Consider the following 18,810-nt stretch of genomic DNA (forward strand, 5'->3'; position numbering starts at 1 on the left):
ACTCGACCGATATGAACAAAAACTTATTGAAACTGATTGTCGCCTGTGGAACTGCTTGTTTCCTAGCTTGCGCAGCACCTCAAAAAACAGAAACGGAAAAATGGAGTGAACGCATGGCACGCTCCGAAATGAAACGTTTCCCCGAACCCTGGATGATTGAAAAAGCTAAAAAACCACGCTGGGGATATACCCACGGATTAGTAGTGAAATCCATGTTGGAAGAATGGAAACATACCGGGGACAGCGTATATTATGAGTATGCCAAGATATATGCAGATAGTCTGATCGATGCTGACGGACATATCAAAACCATGAAATATCTTTCATTCAATATTGATAATGTCAACGGTGGAAAGATTCTTTTCGATCTTTACGCACAGACCGGAGACGAACGTTACAAAATAGCCATGGATACTTTGCGCAAGCAAATGGCAGAGCAACCCCGTACCAGTGAGGGAGGATTCTGGCATAAATTGAGATATCCTCATCAAATGTGGCTGGACGGAATTTTTATGGCTTCTCCTTATCTGGTTCAATATGGTGCTACTTTTAATGAGCCCGCTTTATTTGACGAAGCAACAAAACAGATTCTTTTGATAAATAGCAAGACTTATGATCCTGCAACAGGGCTTTTTTATCACGGATGGGATGAAAGTCGCGAACAGAAATGGTCAAATCCTGAAACAGGTTGTTCTCCTAATTTTTGGAGTCGCAGTATCGGATGGTATGGAGCTGCTATTGTAGATGTACTGGACTTCCTGCCACAGGAAACAGCCGGACGTGACAGCATTATACAAATTCTACAGGGATTGGCAAAAGCGATTGTGAAATACCAAGATCCTTCATCCGGAACCTGGTATCAGGTAACCGATCAGGGAGCACGTGAAGGTAATTATTTGGAATCATCTGCCACTGCCCTGTTTATCTATACGCTTGCCAAAGCTATCAATAAAGGATATATTGGCAACGAGTATATCGAACCGACACAAAAAGCCTTTGACGGAATGGTAAAGACATTTACCCGTTTGGAAGAGGATGGCAGCTATACAATTACCAATTGCTGTGCTGTTGCAGGATTGGGCGGAGATTCAAAAAGATATCGTGACGGCTCATTTGAGTATTATATCAGTGAACCGATCATAGAAAATGATCCGAAATCGGTAGGTTCATTCATCTTGGCTGCTATTGAGTATGAGAAAATGACTAAAAAATAAACTAAAAACGATAAAATACAATGAGAAAATTCAAGATTCTTCCCCTTTTGTTGCTGCTATTGACAATGGCAACTTCGGCTGCAGCACAGAAGAAAACACAAAAGACGTATATCCCCTGGGACAACGGCAAACTCGTAGTTTCCGAAGAGGGACGTTACCTGAAACACGAAAACGGTGCTCCTTTCTTTTGGTTAGGAGAAACCGGTTGGCTATTGCCTGAACGCTTGAACCGGGATGAAGCCGAATATTACCTGGAACAATGCAAACGTCGTGGATACAACGTGATTCAGGTTCAAACGTTGAATAATGTTCCGTCTATGAATATCTACGGACAATATTCGATGATTGACGGATACAACTTCAAAAACATCAATCAAAAAGGCGTATACGGTTATTGGGATCACATGGATTACATTATCCGTACAGCAGCCAAGAAAGGTCAGTATATCGGCATGGTCTGCATTTGGGGAAGCCCGGTGAACCGGGGCGAGATGACTGTAGAACAGGCAAAAGCATACGGCAAGTTTTTGGCAGAGCGTTATAAGGACGAACCGAATATTATCTGGTTTATCGGTGGAGATATCCGTGGCGACGTGAAAACTGCTGAATGGGAAGCTTTGGCAACCTCTATCAAAGCTATCGACAAAAATCACCTGATGACATTCCATCCACGTGGAAGAACAACTTCCGCAACTTGGTTCAATAACGCTCCCTGGTTGGATTTCAACATGTTTCAAAGCGGACATCGTCGCTACGGGCAACGTTTCGGAGATGGTGACTACCCTATCGAAGAAAATACGGAAGAAGATAACTGGCGTTTTGTAGAACGCAGCCTGGCCATGAAACCCATGAAGCCTGTGATTGACGGTGAACCGATCTATGAAGAAATACCTCATGGTCTGCACGATGAAAACGAACTGTTGTGGAAGGATTATGACGTACGTCGTTATGCTTATTGGTCTGTATTTGCAGGTTCTTTCGGACATACTTACGGTCATAATTCCATCATGCAATTTATCAAACCGGGTGTAGGTGGTGCTTATGGTGCAAAGAAACCTTGGTATGATGCGTTGAATGATCCGGGCTACAATCAGATGAAGTATCTGAAAAACCTGATGTTGACTTTCCCGTTCTTCGAACGCATACCCGATCAGTCTATCATCACAGGACAGAATGGAGAACGTTATGACCGCGCTATCGCTACACGTGGAAATGATTATCTGATGGTATACAACTATACCGGACGTCCGATGGAAGTTGATTTCAGCAAGATTAGCGGCGCAAAAAAGAATGCCTGGTGGTACACCACGAAAGATGGTAAACTGGAATACATCGGAGAATTTGATAACGGAGTGCACAAATTCCAGCACGACAGTGGTTATTGCAGTGGAAACGATCATATTCTGATTGTAGTGGATAGTAGTAAGAACTATGTAGAGAAGGCCTGGACAGAATTACCAAATGCACAACAAAAATGGGCTAAATAATTTTGTATTATTAGGCACAGATTACACGGATTTCACGGCTTTCAGAATGACAGATAAGTAAAACGACAGCGTTAATCCATGCAATCCGTGCCTAAATTTATTATATAAACGAATTATGAGAACATACTTATGAATAAAAGAATAGTATCATTTTTCTTTCTTCTGCTCTTTGCAGGTTCACTATACGCAGCCATAGGTATAACTGACCTGCGAACGGAGCAGTTGAAAAATCCGGCAGGTATCGATGTGCGCCAACCCCGATTGAGCTGGCGCATCGAATCGGATGAACAGAATGTGATACAAACTGCGTATCACATTCTTGTCGCATCTTCCCCGGAGCTATTGGAACAAGGAAAAGGAGATATTTGGGATTCAGGAAAGATTGAATCTGACGCTTCTCAATGGATCACTTATCAGGGAAAAACATTAAAATGTAATGCCCCCTACTATTGGAAAGTAAAAATAGACACCAACAAAGGCGCAACGAATTGGAGTGCTCCGGCTTTCTGGACCACCGGACTATTTAATGAAGCGGACTGGCAAGGGCAATGGATCGGCTTGGACAGGACCGCTCCCGGAGACAGCGAAACACAATGGAGCCGTTTGGCAGCCCGTTATCTCCGTAAAGAGTTTGCAGTAAAGAAAAGTGTGAAACGTGCCACAGTACATATCGCCGGAATGGGATTGTACGAGTTGTTTATCAACGGACAACGCATCGGCAATCAAGTACTGGCACCTGCTCCTACCGACTACCGGAAAACAATTCTGTACAACACATACGATGTTACTTCACTGCTTCAAACAGAAAATGCTATTGGAGTAACTCTTGGAAATGGTCGCTTCTATACGATGCGTCAGAACTATAAACCGTATAAGATACCGACTTTCGGTTATCCTAAACTCCGGTTGAATCTGATTGTGGAATATGCAGACGGCAGCAAAGAAACGATTGCTACAAACACTTCATGGAAATTGACTACTGAAGGTCCTATCCGTAGCAATAATGAATATGATGGCGAAGAATATGATGCCCGTAAAGAGTTAGGAGCCTGGACTCAAACCGGATATGATGACAAAAACTGGATGCCGGCCCAACGTGTCAGTATTCCTTCAGGAACATTGCGTGCACAAATGATGCCGGGCATGAAAGTTACAGAAACCCTGAAGCCCGTTTCTATTAAAAAGCTCGGTAACAAATATATCCTGGATATCGGTCAGAATATGGCGGGCTGGGTACGTTTCCGGATAAAAGGACAGGCTGGCGATAGCATCCGTCTCCGTTTTGCAGAAAGTCTGCAAGACAATGGCGAACTTTATACAAGAAACTTCAGGGATGCCCGTTCTACAGATGTATATGTTGTCAGCGGACGCGAAACAAAAGATGCTACCTGGGCACCTCGTTTTATTTATCATGGGTTCCGTTATGTAGAAGTCAGCGGTTATCCGAATGCGAAGGCAGAAGATTTCGTTGCCGAAGTAGTAGAAGATGAAATGGAGCATATCGGTACTTTCAACTGTTCTGACGAAACTCTGAATAAGATTATCCGTAATGCATTTTGGGGAATCCGGAGCAACTATAAAGGGATGCCGGTTGACTGTCCGCAACGGAATGAACGCCAACCATGGTTGGGTGACCGTACCATGGGCTGTTGGGGAGAAAGCATGCTTTTCGATAATTACGCCATGTATACCAAATGGACGCGTGACATCCGCGAAGCACAACGGGAAGACGGCTGTATTCCTGATGTAGCCCCGGCATACTGGAACTACTACTCGGACAATGTGACCTGGCCTGCCGCTTTACCAATGGCCTGCGACATGCTTTTCACAAACTTTGGAGATAAACGTCCGATCGAAGAGAATTATCCGGCTATCAAGAAGTGGGTATCTCATATCCGGGAATACTATATGACAGAAGATTTTATCATCACCAAAGATAAATATGGTGACTGGTGCGTTCCGCCCGAATCACTGGAGTTAATTCATAGTAAGGACCCTTCCCGCAAGACTGACGGAGCTTTGATCGCAACGGCTTATTATCTGAAGGTATTACAACTGATGCACCGCTTTGCAAGCTTGCAAGGGCTGAAAGCTGACGCAGAAGAATGGGAAGATTTGGAACATCGCATGAAAGACGCATTCAATGCCCGTTTTCTTCACGTAAAGGAAGGTACCTCTCCCGTACCGGGACATACCTTATATCCGGATAGTATTTTCTATGGTAACAACACAGTTACTGCCAATATCTTGCCACTTGCTTTTGGTCTGGTGCCAAAGAACTACATCAATGAAGTAGCTAAAAATGCCGTAACTTCCATTATTAAAACCAACAAGGGACATATAAGTACCGGAGTGATCGGCGTACAATGGTTATTGCGTGAATTGAGCCGTCGCGGCCATGCCAATGTAGCTTATCTACTGGCTACCAATAAAACATATCCTTCCTGGGGATATATGGTTGAAAAAGGTGCTACCACTATTTGGGAGTTATGGAACGGTGATACGGCAAATCCTGAAATGAATAGCGGTAATCATGTGATGCTTTTAGGTGATTTATTGCCTTGGTGCTTCAATAACCTGGCAGGTATCCGTGCGGACCGCTGGAAGTCCGGTTACAAGCATATCGTCTTCCAGCCGGCTTTTGAAATTCAGGAGTTGAGTAACGTGGATGCATCGTACATGAGTATCTACGGAAAAATAACCAGCCGATGGACAAAGACTCCCACACATTTGGAATGGGATATCGAACTTCCCGCCAATACGACGGGGGAAGTACATCTTCCGGATGGACGGAAAGAAAAAATCGGATCAGGAAAATATCATTTCAGTGTAGACATTCCCACCCGGAATACGGCTATTCTGACTGATGAATTCCTGTACGAAAACGCTTCTTTCCCCGAATGTCACGGAGCTACGATAGTAGAGCTGAAAAATGGTGATCTCGTAGCCTCTTTCTTCGGAGGAACCAAAGAGCGCAATCCGGATTGTTGCATCTGGGTATGTCGTAAACCTAAAGGCTCTAAAGAATGGACCACCCCCAAACTTGCTGCCGATGGTGTGTTTTCACTCAAAGACCCACAAGCAGTATTAGCCGGAATCGATTCAACCTGTACCCCGGTGAAAGATGCAAAAGGAACACTTATTGCCCGCAGAAAAGCTTGCTGGAACCCGGTTCTTTTCCAGATTCCCGGAGGTGACCTGATTCTGTTTTATAAAATAGGTTTGAAAGTGAGCGACTGGACAGGATGGCTTGTCCGTTCACGCGACGGAGGAAAAACCTGGAGCAAACGCGAAGCGCTTCCGAAAGGTTTTCTTGGACCTATTAAGAATAAACCGGAATATATCAATGGGCGTATCATCTGCCCTTCCAGTACGGAAGGAAGTAACGGATGGCGTGTCCATTTCGAGATTTCCGATGATAAAGGCAAGACCTGGAAGATGGTCGGACCACTGGATGCCGAGTTATCTGTCCCCACCCAAAATCGTAAAAAGGGAGGTGTGAATGTGGATGACCAAGAAGGCGGAGAAGCGATCAAAGGAGAAGGAGCCAAACCTGTTTATGCAATACAACCCAGTATTCTGAAGCATAAGGACGGAAGATTACAGATACTCTGTCGTACACGTAACGCACAGGTAGCAACTGCGTGGAGCAGTGATAATGGTGACACATGGAGTAAAGTAACGCTGCTGAATGTCCCGAATAATAATTCCGGTACGGATGCCGTGACAATGAAAGACGGTAGACATATCCTTATCTACAATAATTTCTCTACATTGCCCGGAACTCCGAAAGGTCCGCGTACTCCGCTCTGTGTGGCCGTTTCAGAAGATGGTATCAATTGGCAACCTGTTCTTACATTAGAAGATAGTCCAATCAGCCAATACTCTTACCCTAGCATTATTCAGGGGAAAGACGGGAAGTTGCATGCCATTTACACATGGCGCCGTCAACGAATTAAATATGCAGAGATAGATCCGACGAAGTTTTAAATATTGAACGATCATCCGAATGAAATCGACCGCTCCTTTGCCCGCAAAAGAGCGGTCGATTCTTGTATTTATCCATTTTATACTTTACATTTGCCAATAAATAAAAAATAACGATGGCAGATAATTATATAGAGAGACAACAGGAACAATACGAAGCCCGAAAAGCTGCTTGGAAACAAGCACAAAAATATGGTAAGAAGAAACTAACAGCAGTACGTCCGGCTGAATCGAAGTCTCACACTTCAACGGTTTCAAAACCGGAAGACTCAAAAAGAAGAGTATTTATAACAGGCGGAGCGGAAGGAATAGGCAAAGCAATAGTAGAAGCTTTTTGCCTAGCTGGAAATCAAGTTGCCTTTTGTGATATAAACGAAACATCGGGACAGGAGACTGCGAAGGCAACCGGGGCTACATTCCATAAGGTCGACGTAAGTGATAAAAACGCACTTGAAAGTTGTATGCAAACCATTCTTGCCGAATGGAACGATATTGATATTATTGTCAACAACGTCGGTATCAGCAAATTTTCTTCTATCACAGAGACAAGTGTAGAAGATTTCGACAAAATTCTTTCTATTAACCTGCGTCCTGTATTCATCACTTCCCGGCTGCTTGCCATCCATCGTAAAAAGCAGCCCTCTCCCAACCCATACGGCCGAATTGTAAATATCTGCTCTACACGTTATCTGATGAGTGAACCGGGAAGTGAAGGTTATGCAGCGTCAAAAGGTGGTATCTATTCTTTGACTCATGCATTGGCTTTGTCTTTATCCGAATGGAATATCACCGTAAATTCCATTGCTCCGGGATGGATACAGACTCATGATTATGGGCAACTCCAGCCGGAAGACCATTCACAGCATCCTTCCCGGCGGGTAGGCAAACCGGAAGATATTGCCCGCATGTGTTTGTTTCTCTGCGAGGAAAACAATGATTTCATCAATGGAGAAAACATCACTATTGACGGGGGAATGACGAAAAAGATGATTTATATTGAATAAAAATCTATCACTTTAATGAATTCTATCGTATTTGTTAAGGTCTTTTGGGCACGATAACAAATACGATAGTATCCACTATTTATTGCATTAATATTCTTCGAGCAACTTCCACTCCTGTTTTCACTATCGAAGCAGCATGATGAAACTCCAACATATCATACGTATCGCCGGAAATTTGAATTAAGATATCCGGCCGACAACGTTCTATCTGGTAACGGGTGATTTGCTGCATCATCATTCTGGAAGATTCTGTCAACAGATTATAAGGAGATACTTTCTTTTTCTTTCCGGTATCAATGGGTGCATTCACATCGACAGCTATCAGAATGTCTCCTTCAGTGCGTTGCACATGACTCAATGGAAGAGGATTCAGAATACCTCCATCAATCAATACCATACCGTCTTTTCTCAACGGACGGAAAAGCATAGGGATAGAAATAGACGCACGGATAGCTTCATGTAAGCTCCCTCTGTCAAACCTGACTTCCTGATCGCGGACAATATCCGTAGCCATCGCTACATAAGGGACAGGCAGGTCTTCGATATTCATGTCCGGAATAATTTGTTTCAGTTCTTTAATGAAACGGTCACCTTTCACTAATCCATCCCGGCTTAAGGTAAGATCCGCCAATTCCCACATCTTGCGTTTGTCCCAACTAAACAGCCATTCTTTACATTCTTCCATTTTTCCTGAAGCATACATTGCTCCCACCATTGCTCCCATGGAACTTCCTGCAATGGAAGTAATCTCAAAGTTGTGACGAAGTAATTCTTCAATTACTCCTATATGTGCTATTCCACGTGCTCCCCCCATGGAAAGGACTAATGCTACTTTCTGCTTATCCATATCATATACATTTCTGTTAGCCATCTACAAAATAACACATTTTCTGCGAAAAAGATGTTTAGTAATCGTGAAGAAATAAATTATAGCAGTGTTTTAGGGGAACTAAAGCATAGCTTTAGATATGATAAAGCTATGCTTTGTCAGTTGCAAAGCATAGCTCTATTATATTCTTCTATTATCCCGGAGATTTTCCGGTTATGTAGGAGGTTAAGGGTTTACCTTCATTTTATTTCTTTCCTTGAGCCTTCTTTTCTGCGTTTCGCTTATTCACATAATCTTTGAACATCTGACGCCAGTTGCGACCATGCTCATTAAAATACTGTTCGCATTTGGTTTTATAAATTTCGAAGATAGCAGAAATCTGCTTCATATTCTTGTAGTCAATAGCCTGTTCGCGAGCCAGTTTCAACTGTTCTAGAACGAAAGCCGTTTCCTCCTCCGTCATATTGGGCACAATGGCCTGATAACCTTTCAAGGTAAAAGCAACTTTACCTACCGTGTATTTATCCAGGATTTGTTCAATCTGTTCTTCCGTCAATACTCTGCGTAAATCTTTCATTAGCCTTTCATGCACTTCTTTCGGCATAGCAGAATCTGCAATCATTTCACGGTCGAGCTTGGAAAGCGGTTTGCCTGTCAGAGGATTGATACCCTCGGGGATTGTTGTATAAGGGTGCTCATTGTGCCAGTCACGCACTTTACGAAGATGATTATAAATGGCAGTTACTGCAAAACCTGCCTTTTTATCATCGTTCAATTCTAAAGAAGCTACCCAGTCGATGGCTTTCTTTTCGAGAGAAGCATCTGATTTTAAATTAGCATAAGCCTTCTTGTCAAAATAAGCAGCTACCTTGTCAAAAGAACGGATGGCGCCTTCAGGAAGCAAAGCTCCTTTTTCACCAAAACTATACATAGCGGATTCCGGTTCAATGGTGACCTTGCTTTCATCCAACATCTTTTTATCCAATTTGAATACTTCTGCGAAGAAGTCATAAACGGCATTCCGCTTATTCGGACCAAAGTCATGTTTCTCTTTGGGAAGATGTACATTCGTTACTTTATCTTTTGCCTGGTAGAATCCGTAGATTCGTTGCAGATAAGGAAATTCAAGAGTAGGAACACTGGCCGTCCAGTCGCCGCCATCCGATACGATCAGTTGTGGACGAGGAGCAAAAGTAGCGGCTAATTCCGCATTACAGGTTCCTCCTGCAGATAGTTGAATAGGCATTCCGCTTTCGCAGGGACAGCCACCGTCGAAGTGAGAAGCCAGGCTCACTACCGGAGCTGAAGCGGTGAAACGATCATCTAATACGCTCAACAATACAGTATGGGTACCTCCACCCGAACCGCCATTCGTACCGATACGGCTGGTATCAATGTCCTTACGGGAAGCAAGCATGTAGTCAAGAATCAGTAAGCCGTTCATTGCCTGAATAGTGTGCGCCGCGCTACTACGGTGTGCCGCACTGCCAACTTGCAAAGCCGACTCTCCCCATCCGAACAAATCATAGTCTACACAAACAGCTCCCATACGTGCTAAAGTTCCCATACGTTGTTGTTGGTCTTCCCGATAACGTCCGCCACCAAAATGTCCGTTAGGGCAGATTATCAACGCATGTTTTCCTTTCGATTGGGGCGTATAGATAGAACCGCAAATGTATAATCCGGGAAGTGTTTCAAGTGCGAAATTCTGCACGGTATAGCCATCAAACTTACGTATCTTTGAAAGAATAGGTTTGGTTTTGACACATTGAGCCAACAAAGTATCAATACCTAAACGCTGACGTACCTCTTTTTTCAGAGAATCGGCACGAAGTTGAAAGGACTGTTGGTCTGTATAGAGTGTATTCAGATAAGCCAGCATCTTCTCTCCGTCTGCATCTGTACGACGTGGATACTCGTATGCTTTCAGCTTATACATATTTCCTTTCTGCTTAACAAATTTATAATCGAAAGGTGCCAATACATTCGTCAAGGATTCTTCCACGGAATAAGGACGAATACGGAAATCGGCATAAGACAGCACTTTTCCCACCGTATCAATGTCATATTTCAAACGGACTCCGAAACGGTTCTGTATATCCGTCAGTACTTCATTCAAGGGACGGGCAAATTCCGTCTCGTATGTTTGCGTCTGGGCTTCGGCCGAAAGAGATGCGGCAAGAAGCATAGTAAAAAGGATTCGTTTCATTTATTTTTAATTTATGTAAGTTGTTTTTTCACCACAGATTACACAGATTTTCACAGATTTATTATTCTTATAATTTAGTCGAATTAAAAATCTGTGTTAATCTGTAGTATTTGTGGTGCTTTTAATTACTTCACCATTGACGATTACGTCATCCATCGTGATACGTTCACAATTTTCGAAGATACATTTCTGTTTCCCTTCTTGAATGTGAATATCACGCAAAACGATGTCAGATATCGGCGCTTCTTCCAAGCCCACTATTTTGATCGGAGTCTTTACGTTTGTCACAGTCATTCCGCTGATATGTACGTTACGGAATATCGGAGTGCGTTCACTCTTAGGTTCGACAGGCATTTTACTGTATTTCAAATTCAATACGACAGCTTCCTGTTTAATGTTGCTCATTACGACGTTGCTGACACGAATATCTTCAACGACTCCTCCCCTTCCACGGGTCGACTTAATACGGATTCCACGATCTGTTCCGTCAAACACGCAATTAGAAATAGTAACTTTACGCACACTCCCACTCATCTCGCTGCCGATGACAACGCCTCCGTGACCGGAAAGCATGGTGCAGTTGGTGATAGTGATATTCTCGCAAGGTACTCCCAAACGACGGGCCTGCGCATCTCTTCCCGACTTGATTGTGATGCAATCGTCTCCTACTGATATATGGCAGTCGCTGATATGTACGTTGCGGCAGGATTCCGGATTCACTCCGTCCGTATTTGGTGAGGGCGCATTATCTATGGTGATCCCCTTTATAGTTACATTGTCGCAAAACTCCGGATTGACCGTCCAGAAGGGAGAATTTATGATTTTCACTCCTTCAATCTTTACTTTCTTACAACGAACGGGCTGAATGAACGGAGGACGGAAAAAGCGACGTTGCAATGTATTTACATAATCCTTGTTCGTTTCAGCATAAATTGCTGTCGTATCATTTGCTGCATCCCACATGGACTGATATTTATTCACATCACGCATGCCATTGTCTTTCAAATCAATCATGACACGAAAGAACTCCATCCACCATTTCTTTCCTTGTCCGTCCAAAGTTCCTTCTCCTTTGATCGTAATATTCTCGGCATCTACCGCATAAATCAAAGGCTGGAAACTTTTCATCATCACTCCTTCATGACGAACCTCGACAAAAGGAAGATAGTCATCAAAGTTATCGGAAAAGAGCAAGGTAGCTCCGGCTTCCAACTCCAGTGTAATATTACTTTTCAGATGGATACTCCCCGTCAGGTAAGTTCCGGCAGGAAAGAAAAGAGTACCTCCGCCGCCACGGTTCAGACGGTCAATCGTTGAATTGATTAGCTTTGTATTAAGAGTCTTGCCATTTGCTTTTGCACCGGCCTTCAGCATATCTACACGCTCGGCACGAAGAACTGTGGTTGCACAGAAGCAAAGAAAGACAAAAAGAGTTGTTCGTAAATTCATAATCGATATTATTAAAGTATATTTCATCGTTTCCTTCTAAAAAATCATGCTAATAGAATCTTTTTTTCTTCCCAATGTTTGAAGACAATCATTGAGATGTTTTTTTCAAACATGCTACATGATTAAAATAAAGATGCTGCATGATTTTTTATACGAATACATTGTTTTTTAATTCTACAAATATATACAAAAAGGTTCTTTTATTTTGCACAAACCAATTGATATGTTCCACTCTGTATCTCTTTCGGTTCTTTTTCGCCCGGGAGGTAAACGACAGCGGTAGTATTCACCGGAACAGACACGTTTAAAGTGAAAGTCCCATTCTCACAAGTCCAGTCCACATTAATGGTACCGTATAAAGTTTCATACGACGCTTTGACATATTTCAAATCTCCCACAGGTTGGGGAGCGATGATGAACTTCTGATAACCTTGTTTTGGAGTGGTAGAAGGACGAATACCGACCAGTGAATTAAAGAACCATTCATCAATCTGTCCCATCATAAAGTGATTCCAGGAAGAACCTTGACGGGGGTCCCATTGCTCGGTCAAAGTTGTAGCGCCGAATTTTAACTGGAAACCATATCCGGGAGCTTCTTCATGATTGAACATTTTATAAATAAGTTCATGTTCCCCATTACGCGCCAATGTCTGAATCAGATAACGGTTTCCCACATCACCGGTAGTCAAACGGTTGCCATGTGCTTCCACATCTTTTATCAGATTCGCAAATACTTTCTCATTCAAATCTGCATCCGGCCGGTAGCTACCTTGTTCATCTGCATCCTGCGTCATTTGGAGGAACAACGGAAGCGCATTACTGCATTGGCTTCCTGTACCATATTGTGCCGTATCTTTATGAAGAAAACATTTATTAAATGCAACCATTATATCCTGTGCCAACGAAGTGTAATAATGAATGTCAAAGTCATTACCTACCATTTTCGCAGCTTGTACCAAATACATGACTGTCATGTAATAATGCGCAGTAGCCACCAAAGGAACGGGCGTATTCCGTGAGAATCCCGCACGAAAATCTCCATAATCATACCAGTCTCCCAATCCGAAAGAAAGAATACCTTTATCTGCACGAGTCTTGAGATAATCCACGTAACGACGCATATTCGGATAATATTTCTTAATCAATGAATCGTCTCCATAAGTCTCATAGTACATAAAAGGGAAAATAACCAAAGAACCACCCCACTCCGGAGATTCGGCAAAAGCATCCATACCCGGACCTTCAAAAATCACGTATTCCGGAGCAGTTGTCGGCATGGCCCCGTTGGAATGTTGTGCATCTGCCATATTCTGCATAATCTGCGGAGCGTATGCTGTCAAATCATAGTTATACAACAAACCCGGACCATTCAGATGTACCTGTTCCAGCCACCCAAGTTTCTCACGATGCGGACAATCTGTAAACACAGACTGCATATTGCTGCGAACCGCTTTCTCGATCAATCGATGGGCAACATTAAATATCCGGTTGGATGATTCGAAAGTGGAAACTTTTCTAGCTGAATTATAGACGAAACAGGATTGAATATTCTTTAATACAGGCAATTTCTGCGGATTCTTCTGTCCTTTTAAGACAGCACCCTCTACCTGAATATATCTAAAACCGTAATAAGAGAAACGAGGATGCCAGGTTTCATCTCCTTCCCCTTTCAGAGTGTATTCGTAATAGTGTTGACGCCCTGTCTGACGCTGATTGCAAGCATCTTCCTCTGTCAATGCTTCGGCTACAATCAAAGTTACTTTCTGACCACGTTTGCCATGTACTTTTATTTCCGGAAAGCCAGCCAGATTCTGTCCCATATCCAACACAAAAGCAGAAGGATCGACTGTTCTCTTAGTTGATACAGAAGCTGATGCAACTTGGTCCGCATTTAGTTTGGTTACCTTTTGAATATCATACCGTTCCATGATTTTCACCGGAGCCGCCATCTGTGGACGAAGTATTCCTTTAGGAGCTTCCTGTATGACTACCGGACGCCAATGACTGTCATCAAAGCCAATCTGATTCCATCCTTTCTGTTCACGACGCGCATCATAATCTTCTCCTCCATATATGCAATTGAAGGTTACCGGACTAAAATCATATTTCCAATTATTATCGGAATGAACCGTCGTACATGTTCCATCTTCGTAGTTAATAACCAGCTCAAATAAAAGTGTGGGAGGACCAAAGCTGATCTGTAATTTGCGATAACGCCCCCCCTGCACATTATAGAATCCATTCCCCAATAAGATTCCTACGACATTTTCACCACGCCGCAATTGTTCCGTCACATCGTATGTGTTATAGTAAACAGTTTTATCATAATCACTCCACAATGGGGCAAACTCACTGTTACCCACCTTTTTGCCATTCAAAGAAAACTCATAGAATCCCAGACCACAAACGTATGCCGTTGCCTCCACTATTTTCTTGCCCGGTTTACGGTTTGCACCCCCTTCTTTCGCATCTCCTACCTGGAATGTTCTTCTCAAACAAATACTTTTCTTTGCCAAAGTGTCCACTGCTTCCCAAGCAGCTTTCACTTCCGGTTTCTTCAGCTCTCCACCGTGGAACTTACGCCCTTCCGGTAAATGAGCATTTTGTCGGGTAATAGCTCCAATCCACTGCCCCGAAGATAACCTTTCGGGTACTGCCCGGAATTTCGCTTCATTGCTCCACTCGGAAGGTGTATCTGTTTCATCCCAAACACGAACGCGCCAACTATAATTAAATGAGTTATCAGGACGTATATCTGCCCCCTTTGTAGAAACTAACTGGCTCTGCGAAGAATAAACCTTCCCACTATTCCAAACGGAACGCCCTGTAAAAGCTTCCCGAATATCAATCTCATAGGCAGATTGTCGTGTCCCATTTTCCGGCGATTCCATCACCCAGCCCAAACGGGGTGAACCTTCGACCACTACCAGTCCCTCCTGCATCTCACAGGTAAGACGACTGATGGTTATATTCTTCGCCTGTACAAAACAAGACAAACAAATTAGCAATGAAAGAAGAATCTTTTTGAATTTCATTTTTCAAGTATCTTTTATTTGTTCGATAAATGAGAATTTAGCGGTTAGGCTGAAAGCCTTACAATTATATATTTATTGGGGTGCCCTGAAAGGGCTTAATTATATAGCGTAGGGCAACGCCCTACGAAAAAAACACACCAGCCACAAGCCCTGAAAGGGCGGAACTGTATACAATTATGCCCTTTCAGGGCGCAAATTCAGATTGTCGTTTTTACGTAGGGCGTTGCCCTACGCTATATAATTAAGCCCTTTCAGGGCACTCCGCAAAATTATCATTTAAGTGCATTTTCACAAACGATTTTTGTCAATGTATTCGCCTGCCCTACTTCCTTACCATCTACAAAAATGCGCAATCCTTTTCCGCAATGATAGCGATCACCATTCTTATCCCAAAGAATCGTCAGATTATGACCATGATATAATACATTATCCAGGCAGAACCAATCCCACTTGTCAGCAGGAATTAAGGGGGTCACTTCAATCGTATTATCCAAACGTGGACGAAGTCCGATCAATCCTGTAATTATCAGGTCGTTGAAAGTGGAATGGTTATAATAACGGCTACGTTCCTGATCTCCTTTCAGCCAATAACCGGTCACCTCATCCAAATATTCACCAATATAGGGACGACCACGATGATACTGTGATTCCACATACAATTCCATCTGACGGAAATATACACTGTCAGACAATACAGTCTGCGGATAATTATTCATAAAGTTAGCCATTGCTGTCAATGTCTGTGCGGAAGCAAACGGCCAGATAGCACCGTCCCACTCACACTTGCCTACTCCACGTGTACGGAACTCCGGATGACGACGTTCTGCGGTTGTCAGTCCATAAGGAGCAGAAAAGCCTTTTTCATCCATAATTTCTTTCCAGGCAATTTCATACTTTTGGGTGGTATCCGGCAGGTTGAAATACCAGGGAATATATCCGATTGCTTCACGCACATTCGCGGAAGAGTCCGTACGCATCGTCTCAAAAAACTGATGACGTGTATTCCACAATTCATTTTCTACCAGATTTTTCAAAGTATCTGCTCTCATGCCATATTTCATAGCCATCCCCTCATCACCGGAAAGAATTCCTATACATGAAAGTGCTTTAGCATTGCCATACATATAACTATTGATTGTCGGCCGGGCATATTTCTTCCTCCGTCCGCCACTGATTGATTCTTCCATACCATCCTGTACGTCACCCTGCCAATACAATCCGTTCTTCAAACGGTTCGTACGTTCCCAACGCTGGTATTCGGTTTCCAGATCTTTCTTCATATCCAGCAGATAGTCCTTATCACCATCTACCATGTAACGAGCCAAAACAGCATCTGCGTTCCATGAGCTGAACTTATCCATTTTCTTCATCGGACCGCCATCATTGCCACGATACCATGTATGAATAATCTGATCCAAATATTTCGGATCACGCAACCAACGGCTTTCATAAATGTGATGTCCAATTGCACAGGCAATCAAATTATATTTATCTGAATAAGAACGCTGAACGAGAAACTCGGTCATGCCATAGCCAACAGGAGTCTCTTTGATATGCTTACGCAATGACCACCAACGATAATAATACATTTCTTCAAAGTTATGTTGCGGACACTCGAACAAAGGAATATTTTCCTCCATCCATTCCGAAGCCTTTGCATTGGGAATTGCCTGAACAATATTTTCGTCTTCCATACCGTTGAAATAGTCTGCATAATGACTGAAGTCAGCATACTTTAAAAAAGCAGAAGACGCATCTTTATCTGTAGAAGATGTTTTTACATTGGCAATGCCATATTCAGCCAATGGATCTTGCGCACCTGCATTCGGCAGATCATAAGTCTGGTCGGCAGGAGTATCTACAGTCGGGAATGTACGAGGTACGCCAGTACGGAATACGATTCGCTCCACAGCAGCCACGGGCGCATAGAACATACGCAACCCTACTCTCTTGCCATCTACATACACTTGAATATTACGATCAACAGTAGAAAGGACTGCTTCTACATGATAAATCTTTCCTGCTTCATATTTCATCATATTTGCAAACCGGGAGCCGCCTTTCAATCGAAAAATGCCATCATCAGTAAGTTCTATACGGGAACAGGCTATTCCATTCTCATCCAGAAATTCAATGTGGAGTGTACCTTTATTATTCTGGCCGGCTTTCAAATCAAATGATACTTTTAATTCTTTAGAGGCCGGAATTTTACGTTCCACTTTGGCATAATCAAACGGATCTTTATCCTGCAACTTCAACCATTGATCCTCCAAAGAAACAGGGGCCCAAACCGGAGAATAAATATTCCAGTCAGTCAGTTCCGCAATTGATTTATTTTTAGAGAAATCATCATCCGCATGTGCTGAAGCATTTATTTCCACCGGGACAGGAATACGGGAAATCCACATATCTTCCTTGTTCACACTGTAAGAAACCCACAAATCACCATCGGCAGGTACCCCATTGCCTTCCTGAATACCACGTGGATATTGAGGACCGTATGATTTATAATTTCCTCCATAACGCATGGGAGTGATTTCACCATGCACCAGATTCAATGTTGTATATTCCAATCCATCTTTACTCAAAGATATAGCCAGCGGCCAACGAAATTCCGACGGATTATATACAGTGGCGTATGTACCATCACTTAAACGCTGCCCCCAAATTTTCGCATTGCTATTGACGAAACCTTTTGCACGAAGCACAGGCTCTGCCCAAGTATGTCCGCCATCCTCACTGATAGAGGTAAGCGCATGTTTCCAAAGACTGGCAATACGTCCATCCGGCAATGTATAACAATTGAATGCTTTGTATCCTTTCTTCAGCGGGAGAATAGGATCTTCACGGTCGGCTTCTTCCACCCACTGCATCATATACAGCGGATTGTCAAGAATTTCCTGGCAAGCCTTCACAAACTCACGATCCTTGCTTTTCTTAAAATACGGATAATCAGTATTCTTTTCATTAAATCCATGATTATAATAAATGAAATAGATCGGTCCGTAAGAACCGTCTTTCTTTATTTCACGAACCACCCGGCCAATACCGTTTCCATCATTGGGATCATCTTTTTTATCCAAAGCAACTCCATAATTTCCCATTGTAATCAGCTTGCCGGATTTAGAAACATAGAATCCGACACGCTGGTGCATAATGGCAATCAGATCTTTGGCCTGCACACCCGGACGAGACTCTTTGGTGTATCCATCAGGAACTTGATAAGGAGGAAACACAATTTCCGGATTTGTCCAGCGATATCCATCTTTCGACGTCATCAGAAAAGTCTGTGAAGGCGGTACGTGTTCGTCAGAAGGATCTGCCAGGTATTGATAGAAAAACTGTCCATTCCAATAAGCCAGCATCGGCTGATGATTATACGTCCATCCATTGCCGTTCGAAGCATCGGGATGTTCACGATTGGCACGTACCAACTGAATGTTATGTACTCCGACTACCGGAGACAGTTGTCCGTCGTGACAAGCAGGATTCGATAATTCTTTTCCTGTATAATGAATTCTATCTTGTGCAAAGGCTGTAGTAGTCAACCAACCGGCAGCCAGTACAACAAGAATTTTAGCAGAGTTGTTCATGAT

9 protein-coding genes are annotated in these 18,810 nt (G+C 43.1%); 4 read left to right on the top strand and 5 right to left on the bottom strand.

Annotation, left to right across the window (positions count from 1 at the left end; translation table 11 throughout):
- Positions 1-11 precede the first annotated feature (11 nt).
- The 4 genes from BSAG_RS04260 (at position 12) to BSAG_RS04245 (ending at position 7,692) form a co-directional block, all read left to right on the top strand.
- Complete coding sequence (locus BSAG_RS04260; protein WP_008771002.1) at positions 12-1,214, top strand: glycoside hydrolase family 105 protein; 1,203 nt, start codon at positions 12-14, stop codon at positions 1,212-1,214.
- Positions 1,215-1,234: 20 nt separating this feature from the next.
- A complete protein-coding gene (locus tag BSAG_RS04255; protein ID WP_008771001.1) occupies positions 1,235-2,701 on the top strand; it encodes a glycoside hydrolase family 140 protein in 1,467 nt (488 codons plus the stop codon).
- Between the two features lie 129 nt (positions 2,702-2,830).
- Complete coding sequence (locus BSAG_RS04250) at positions 2,831-6,691, top strand: family 78 glycoside hydrolase catalytic domain (RefSeq protein ID WP_008017797.1); 3,861 nt, start codon at positions 2,831-2,833, stop codon at positions 6,689-6,691.
- 113 nt (positions 6,692-6,804) lie between these two features.
- Positions 6,805-7,692 carry an SDR family NAD(P)-dependent oxidoreductase gene (locus BSAG_RS04245; protein WP_004314459.1) on the top strand — a complete coding sequence of 296 codons (888 nt, stop codon included), beginning with the start codon at positions 6,805-6,807 and terminating at the stop codon, positions 7,690-7,692.
- 79 nt (positions 7,693-7,771) lie between these two features.
- Here BSAG_RS04245 and BSAG_RS04240 read toward each other — a convergent pair whose 3' ends face one another.
- From BSAG_RS04240 to BSAG_RS04220, 5 genes are all read right to left on the bottom strand, one after another.
- Positions 7,772-8,563, bottom strand: coding sequence for a patatin-like phospholipase family protein (locus BSAG_RS04240; RefSeq protein WP_004314458.1), 792 nt, complete (start codon positions 8,561-8,563; stop codon positions 7,772-7,774).
- Positions 8,564-8,765: 202 nt separating this feature from the next.
- Positions 8,766-10,730, bottom strand: coding sequence for a DUF3826 domain-containing protein (locus BSAG_RS04235; RefSeq protein WP_008771000.1), 1,965 nt, complete (start codon positions 10,728-10,730; stop codon positions 8,766-8,768).
- A 96-nt stretch (positions 10,731-10,826) separates the two neighbouring features.
- Positions 10,827-12,179: a glycoside hydrolase family 28 protein gene (locus BSAG_RS04230; RefSeq protein ID WP_004306223.1), complete on the bottom strand. Its 1,353-nt coding sequence runs from the start codon at positions 12,177-12,179 to the stop codon at positions 10,827-10,829.
- A 200-nt stretch (positions 12,180-12,379) separates the two neighbouring features.
- Positions 12,380-15,214 (bottom strand): glycoside hydrolase family 78 protein, encoded by a 2,835-nt coding sequence (locus tag BSAG_RS04225; protein WP_008770999.1) that lies wholly within the window; start codon positions 15,212-15,214, stop codon positions 12,380-12,382.
- Positions 15,215-15,486: 272 nt separating this feature from the next.
- Positions 15,487-18,807, bottom strand: a complete 3,321-nt coding sequence (locus tag BSAG_RS04220) for an MGH1-like glycoside hydrolase domain-containing protein (RefSeq protein ID WP_008997716.1) — start codon at positions 18,805-18,807, stop codon at positions 15,487-15,489.
- Positions 18,808-18,810: the final 3 nt, after the last annotated feature.

The sequence above is a fragment of the Bacteroides sp. D1 genome, from assembly GCF_000157095.2.
Classification (GTDB): domain Bacteria; phylum Bacteroidota; class Bacteroidia; order Bacteroidales; family Bacteroidaceae; genus Bacteroides; species Bacteroides xylanisolvens.

Bases quoted from the DNA above. Each gene is read 5' to 3' on its own strand.
- BSAG_RS04230 (WP_004306223.1), bottom strand. From the start codon at position 12,179: ATGAATTTACGAACAACTCTTTTTGTCTTTCTTTGCTTCTGTGCAACC.
- BSAG_RS04245 (WP_004314459.1), top strand. From the start codon at position 6,805: ATGGCAGATAATTATATAGAGAGACAACAGGAACAATACGAAGCCCGA.
- BSAG_RS04220 (WP_008997716.1), bottom strand. From the start codon at position 18,807: ATGAACAACTCTGCTAAAATTCTTGTTGTACTGGCTGCCGGTTGGTTG.
- BSAG_RS04260 (WP_008771002.1), top strand. From the start codon at position 12: ATGAACAAAAACTTATTGAAACTGATTGTCGCCTGTGGAACTGCTTGT.
- BSAG_RS04250 (WP_008017797.1), top strand. From the start codon at position 2,831: ATGAATAAAAGAATAGTATCATTTTTCTTTCTTCTGCTCTTTGCAGGT.
- BSAG_RS04240 (WP_004314458.1), bottom strand. From the start codon at position 8,563: ATGGCTAACAGAAATGTATATGATATGGATAAGCAGAAAGTAGCATTA.
- BSAG_RS04235 (WP_008771000.1), bottom strand. From the start codon at position 10,730: ATGAAACGAATCCTTTTTACTATGCTTCTTGCCGCATCTCTTTCGGCC.
- BSAG_RS04225 (WP_008770999.1), bottom strand. From the start codon at position 15,214: ATGAAATTCAAAAAGATTCTTCTTTCATTGCTAATTTGTTTGTCTTGT.
- BSAG_RS04255 (WP_008771001.1), top strand. From the start codon at position 1,235: ATGAGAAAATTCAAGATTCTTCCCCTTTTGTTGCTGCTATTGACAATG.